This is a genomic window from Rhodovulum sp. (assembly GCF_011048875.1).
In the GTDB taxonomy this organism is placed as follows: Bacteria; Pseudomonadota; Alphaproteobacteria; order Rhodobacterales; family Rhodobacteraceae; genus Rhodovulum; species Rhodovulum tesquicola.
On the sequence record NZ_DSDD01000270.1, the window covers coordinates 21,178 to 27,477 of the forward strand.

Consider the following 6,300-nt stretch of genomic DNA (forward strand, 5'->3'; position numbering starts at 1 on the left):
GCCGCAGAAGGGAAAGGCCATGTTGAAAACCGCGCCGGTGCGCGCCCTGGGCACCATGTCGGGCACCTCGCTTGACGGGGTGGATTGCGCCGTGGTCCTGACCGATGGCGTGGCGATCATGGGGTTCGGCGAGACCGCCTATCGCCCCTACACGCCCGGGGAACGCGCCGTTCTGGCCGCAGCCCTGGGCCGCTGGCCGGATGATCCGGGGGTGGAGGAAGCGGTCGAACTGGTCGAGACCGCCCATGCCGAGGTGATGGCGCGGTTTTCGGATGTGGCGATCGCGGGCTTTCACGGCCAGACGCTGGCGCATGACCCGCGCGGGCGGGGCACGCATCAGGCGGGCTGTGGCCGCGTGCTGGCCGAGGTGTTGGGCCTGCCGGTGGTGTGGGATTTCCGGTCTGCCGATGTCCGGCTGGGCGGGCAGGGGGCTCCGCTCGCGCCGTTCTTCCACTTCGCCTGCGCGAAATGGATCGGCGCGCGGGCGCCCTTGGCCTTTGTCAATCTGGGCGGCGTGGGCAACCTGACCTGGGTCGATCCCCGGCTTGACCGGCCCGAGGCGCCCGGCGCGCTGCTGGCCTTCGACACTGGCCCCGCGAATGCGCCCATCGACGACCTGATGCGGGCGCGGCTTGGCCAGGATTGCGACCGCGACGGGGCGCTGGCCGCCACGGGCCATGTGGATCAGGGCGTGATCGCCGCCTTCCTCGCCCATCCGCATTTCCGGCGAATGCCGCCCAAATCGCTGGACCGGAACGATTTCGCCACGCTTGGTGCGCAGGTGGCCGGGCTGTCCGACGCCGATGCGGCCGCCACGCTGACCGCCGCCGCCGCCGCCGCGGTGGCCGCCGGGCTGGATCATTGCCCGACGCGGCCCGACCGGCTGCTGGTCACCGGCGGCGGGCGGTCGAACCCGGTGATGATGGCCATGCTTGCCGCGCGCAGCGGCCTGCCGGTCGATCCGGTCGAGGCGGTGGGGCTGGATGGCGACATGCTCGAGGCGCAGGCGTTTGCCTATCTTGCGGTGCGGGTGGCGCGCGGGTTGCCGACCTCCTGTCCCGCGACCACGGGCGTCGCCGCGGCGGTGGGGGGCGGCATCGTCAGCCGCCCGCCGCGGGCGGCCTGAGCGTCAGCCCGCCGCGCCCCGAATGTCGAAGCCGGGCGGCGCCATTTCGAACCCGTCGAAGCTGAAACCCGGGCTGACCGTGCAGCCGACAAGCGTCCAGCCGCCCAGCGGCCGCGCGGCCTGCCAGTGACGGGCGGGCACCAGGATCTGCGGCCGCTCGCCCGCCGCAAGGTCGATACCCAGCCGATGCGCAACCGCCGGGCCGTCGGCGGATTCGGCGATTCGCAGTTCCAGCGGCGCGCCGGCGTGGAAATGCCAGATCTCGGCGGCATCCACCCGGTGCCAGTGGCTGTGCTGTCCCTCGGCCAGCAGGTAGTAGATCGCTGTGCCCGCGGCCCGCGCCCCCCCCTCGGCCGCGGCGCGCCATGTCTCGCGATACCAGCCGCCTTCGGGATGCGGCGCAAGGCCCAGCGTGGCGATGATCTCGTCTGCGGTCATGGGGCCAGTCTAAAGCTGCAAACCTGACCTGCAAATGGCGCATAGATGAGGCATTTCAAGTATTTAGCCCAAGAGGCGTCACAAAAATTCACATCTTTCGCGCTAGATTTGCCGCATCGCAGCATATAGATGGGTCAGTAATGCCGCGGTGCGGCATCCCGGATGTTTGCGAGCGGAACGGGCAATGCGCCGGCCAGACGGTCCGGCACGGGACAGGATGACGGGATCATGGACATGATCGAGACGGACGCCGGCGAGGCCGCGTTCGGGACAGAGGATCTGGTGTCGCGGATACTGGGGTTTACCCGGTTTTGCGCCGACCAGGCAAGCGAGCGACTGGAACAGGCGGCGGCGAGCCGTGGCTGGCTGGATGCCGAGGGGCATCCGACCGAAGATGGCCGCGCGCTGATCGCGGCGCTGACCAGCCGGGACTGCGCCTACGGGATCTACCGCCTGCCGGTCTGAAGCGAAGGGCGCGCCCGTCCCGGGGAAAGGCGGGCGCGTCCGGGTCAACGCTCACTTCAGGATCGACCGGCCCGCATAGATCGCCGTTTCGCCCAGCATTTCCTCGATCCGGATCAACTGGTTGTATTTCGCCAGCCGGTCCGAGCGCGACAGCGAACCGGTCTTGATCTGCCCGCAATTCGTCGCCACCGCCAGATCGGCGATGGTCGCATCCTCGGTCTCGCCCGAGCGGTGCGACATCACGTTGGCATAGCGCGCCCGATGCGCCATATCGACGGCAGCCAGCGTCTCGGTCAGGGTGCCGATCTGGTTGACCTTGACCAGCATCGCGTTCGCAACGCCTGCCGTGATCCCCTCGGCCAGCCGTTTCGGGTTGGTCACGAACAGATCGTCGCCCACCAGTTGCACCTTGGCCCCCAGCGCCTCGGTCAGCAGTTTCCAGCCCTCCCAGTCATCCTCGGCGCAGCCATCCTCGATCGAGATGATCGGGTAATCGGCGCAAAGCCCGGCAAGGTAATCGACATTCTCGGCGGCCGACAGCGACAGGCTCTCGCCGGACATTTCGTACTTGCCATCCCGGAAATACTCGGTCGAGGCGCAGTCGAGCGCGAGGTAGATGTCCTCGCCCGGGCAATAGCCCGCCGTCTCGATGCTTTTCAGGATGAAATCCAGCGCCTCGCGGGTGGACGACAGGTTCGGGGCAAAGCCGCCCTCGTCGCCGATCCCCGTGTTGTGGCCCGCCGCCGAGAGTTCCTTCTTCAGCGTGTGGAACACTTCGGATCCCATCCGCACCGCGTCGCGGATGTTGTCCGCGGACACGGGCATGATCATGAATTCCTGGATGTCGATCGGGTTGTCGGCATGTTCGCCGCCATTGATGATGTTCATCATCGGCACCGGCAGGATGCGCGCCGAGGTGCCGCCCACATAGCGGAACAGCGGCTGGGTGGTGAAATCGGCCGCGGCCTTGGCCACCGCCAGCGACACGCCGAGGATTGCGTTGGCGCCCAGACGGGCCTTGTTCTCGGTCCCGTCCAGATCGGTCATCGCCTGGTCGATGGCGACTTGCTCGGTCGCGTCCATCCCCACCAGTTCCTCGGCGATCTCGCCATTGACGGCGGCCACCGCCTCCAGCACGCCCTTGCCGAGGTAACGGCCCTTGTCGCCGTCGCGCCGTTCCACCGCCTCATGCGCGCCGGTGGACGCACCCGAGGGCACCGTCGCGCGGCCCATCGTGCCGTCTTCGAGGATAACGTCCACCTCGACGGTGGGATTGCCCCGGCTGTCGAGGATCTCGCGGCCGATGATGTCGATGATGGTGCTCATGGGCGGGCGTCCTTCCCTTGCTGCGTCTGCACACTCGCGCGTGTTCTAGCGTCGGCCGCGGGCCTTGGAAAGAGCGCGTTCCCGCCACAGCGTGTAAAGCCCCGAGGCGATGATGATGGCCGCCCCCCACAGCGTCGCCGCATCGGGCCGTTCGCCGAAGACCACGACCCCGATCCCCAGCGCAAAGACAAGCCGCGTATAGCGGAACGGGGTCACCACCGCGACCTCGCCCACCCGCATCGCCTCGACGATGGCGTAATAGCCCGCCACCCCGAGCACCAGCGCGCCCGCCATCAGCCCGGCAAGCGGGCCGTCCAGCGCGACCGGCCCCCGCTCCAGCGCCATTACCACCACCCCCAGCGGCACCAGCATCGCGAACCCGTAGGTCGAGAGTTGCAGCGAAGAGACCGTGCGCGGCGTCGCCCGCGTGGCCAGATCGCGCAGCGCCAGCCCGAACACGGCGAGCACCGCGAAGAGCGAGGCGGGCTGAAACCCCTCCATCCCCGGCCGGATGATGAGCAGCACCCCGCCAAGACCCACCAGAATCGCGAGCCACCGCCGCCAGCCGACCTGCGCGCCCAGAAACAGCGCCGCCCCCAGCGTCACGACCAGCGGCGTCGCCTGAAGGATCGCCGACGCCGTCGAAAGCGGCGTCAGCGCGATGGCAAAGACAAAGCCCAGCGTGCCAAGAACCTCGCCCAGATTGCGCAGCAGCACCGGCCGGGTCAGCAGCGCGCGCGACCACAGCCTTTGCCCGCGCGCCAGCGCCATGAGGCCGAAGATCACCGCACCGCCCGCGCCCAGCATCGCGAGGATCTGGCCCACCGGCAGCGTGGCCGCGGCGCTTTTCACGAACATGTCTTCCAGCGCAAAGGCGGCCATCGCGGCCACCATCAGCGCGATGCCGCGCATGTTGTCCATCGGGGAATATCCGCTCGGGGGTGTCCGCTCCGCCTTACCCCGCGCAGGGGGCAGAGGGAAGGGGGCTCAACCCTTGCGGACCGGCACGCCGTAAAGCTCCAGCCGGTGGCCTTTCAGCCGGTAGCCCAGCTTTGCCGCGATGCGCTCCTGCAAGGCTTCGATCTCGGGGTCGCAGAACTCGATCACCGCGCCGGTGTTCAGGTCGATCAGGTGATCGTGATGGTCGCGCTCGGCATCCTCGTAGCGCGCGCGCCCGTCGCCGAATTCCAGCCGCTCGATGATCCCCGATTCCTCGAACAGCTTGACCGTGCGATAGACCGTCGCCAGCGAGATCCGCGGATCGACATCGCTGGCGCGGGAATAAAGCTCCTCGACATCGGGATGATCGTCGCTGGTCTCAAGCACCCGCGCCACCACCCGGCGCTGATCGGTCATGCGCAGGCCCCTGGCCTCGGCGCGGGTTTCGATGGTGTCGGTCATGGCGCCTCGTTTCCCATGATGGGCGATTTTCTAGGCGATTGCGCCCTGTCCCGCCAGAAGGAAAACGCCAAGCGCGCGGCGGGCGGCCCGCGCCGTTCGTGCTCAGGTGCCGCAAAAGGTCCGGCAGACCTGTTCATGCGCTGCGGGCGGGGCGCGGAAATCGGCATGCTCCGGCTGGTCGTCGAAGGGCCGCGCGGTGATCGCGACCAGCCGCTCGAAGGGTGCGAAATCGCCCCCGACGGCCGCCGCGATGACCTGCTCGACCCGGTGATTGCGCGGGATACAGGCCGGGTTCGCCGCCTGCATCCGTTCGGTGGCGACCGTCTGCGTCACCCCCTCGCGCCCCAGCCGCGCGCCAGTCCGCAGCCCAGCCGTCGAGCCCGTCCCGGTTCTTCAGCCCGGCCCCTGCCCGGCCCCGGGACAGGTCGCGGAACGTGTTGGTGAAATCCGCCCGCTCCGCCGCCATCAGGTCCAGCAGCCGATGGATCAACTCGGCATCGCTGTCCTCGGGCGTCTCAAGCCCGATCTTGGGGCGGAAGACCGCAAGCCATTCCTCGCGGAACAGCGCCGGAAAGGCCGCGATCGCCTCGGTCGCCCGCACAATCGCCCGCCCTTCGTCCGGGTCGATCAGCGGCAGCAGCGCCGAGGCCAGCTGCGCCAGGTTCCAGGCGGCGATATCGGCCTGGCGGGCATAGGCATAGCGGCCATGGGCGTCGATGGAACTGAACACCGTGTCGGGGTGATAGCCGTCCATGAAGGCGCAGGGGCCATAGTCGATGGTCTCGCCCGAGATCGCGGTGTTGTCGGTGTTCATCACCCCGTGGATGAAGCCCACCCCCATCCACTGCGCCACCAGCCGGGCCTGGGCCGCGATGACCGCGCGCAACAGATCGAGCGGCCCGTCCGCCTGCGGGTAATGGCGCGCGATGGCGTGGTCTGCCAGCAGGCGCAGCGCCTCGGTATCGCGGCGGGCGGCGAAGAACTGGAAGGTGCCGACGCGGATATGGCTCGCGGCCACGCGGGTCAGCACGGCGCCGGGCAGGATCGCCTCGCGGATCACGTCCTCGCCCGTGGTCACGGCGGCCAGCGCGCGCGTGGTCGGAATGCCCAGCGCATGCATCGCCTCCGAGACGACATATTCCCGCAGCACCGGCCCCAGCCAGGCCCGCCCGTCGCCCATCCGCGAAAACGCCGTGCGCCCCGCGCCCTTGAGTTGCAGATCGAACCGCCGCCCGTCAGGCGCCACCACCTCGCCCAGCAGGATCGCCCGCCCGTCGCCCAGTTGCGGCACGAAACCGCCGAACTGGTGCCCGGCATAGGCCTGCGCCAGCGGCTCGGCCCCCTCGGGCAGACGGTTTCCGGCCAGCACCTCCACGCCTTCGGCGGCCAGCGCCCCGGCATCCAGGCCCAGCTCGCCCGCCAGCACCGCGTTCAGCATCACCAGCCGCGGCGCGCGCACCGGGACGGGGGGCTGACGCACGAAAAACCGCTCGGGCAGCCGTGCATAGGAATTGTCGAAGGGAATCGTCAGGGCCACGGGCTGA

Annotated in this window: 6 protein-coding genes and 1 pseudogene; 2 read left to right on the top strand and 5 right to left on the bottom strand. The window is 69.2% G+C overall.

All coding sequences use genetic code 11. The features are described 5' to 3' along the window. The first annotated feature begins 19 nt into the window (after positions 1 to 19). Positions 20 to 1,126: an anhydro-N-acetylmuramic acid kinase gene (locus ENN83_RS09515; protein ID WP_287186274.1), complete on the top strand. Its 1,107-nt coding sequence runs from the start codon at positions 20 to 22 to the stop codon at positions 1,124 to 1,126. Between the two features lie 3 nt (positions 1,127 to 1,129). On the opposite strand, the gene ENN83_RS09520 is transcribed toward ENN83_RS09515, so the two are convergent. After that, complete coding sequence (locus ENN83_RS09520) at positions 1,130 to 1,564, bottom strand: cupin domain-containing protein (RefSeq protein ID WP_287186277.1); 435 nt, start codon at positions 1,562 to 1,564, stop codon at positions 1,130 to 1,132. 234 nt (positions 1,565 to 1,798) lie between these two features. Between ENN83_RS09520 and ENN83_RS09525 the strand changes: the two genes are divergently transcribed. Further along, the gene (locus tag ENN83_RS09525) at positions 1,799 to 2,029 is read left to right on the top strand and encodes a hypothetical protein (protein ID WP_287186280.1); all 231 of its coding nucleotides are present in this window, start codon (positions 1,799 to 1,801) and stop codon (positions 2,027 to 2,029) included. Positions 2,030 to 2,080: 51 nt separating this feature from the next. Here the strand turns inward: ENN83_RS09525 and eno are convergent, their stop codons facing one another. From eno to ENN83_RS09545, 4 genes and pseudogenes are all read right to left on the bottom strand, one after another. Next, positions 2,081 to 3,355, bottom strand: coding sequence for a phosphopyruvate hydratase (gene eno, locus ENN83_RS09530; protein ID WP_287186283.1), 1,275 nt, complete (start codon positions 3,353 to 3,355; stop codon positions 2,081 to 2,083). Between the two features lie 45 nt (positions 3,356 to 3,400). Next, positions 3,401 to 4,276, bottom strand: a complete 876-nt coding sequence (locus tag ENN83_RS09535; RefSeq protein ID WP_287186286.1) for a DMT family transporter — start codon at positions 4,274 to 4,276, stop codon at positions 3,401 to 3,403. A gap of 66 nt (positions 4,277 to 4,342) precedes the next feature. Beyond that, entirely contained in the window at positions 4,343 to 4,756 is a 414-nt protein-coding gene (locus tag ENN83_RS09540) for a Fur family transcriptional regulator (protein ID WP_287186289.1), read from the bottom strand. 102 nt (positions 4,757 to 4,858) lie between these two features. Beyond that, positions 4,859 to 6,293, bottom strand: a pseudogene (locus ENN83_RS09545) (protein adenylyltransferase SelO). Positions 6,294 to 6,300: the final 7 nt, after the last annotated feature.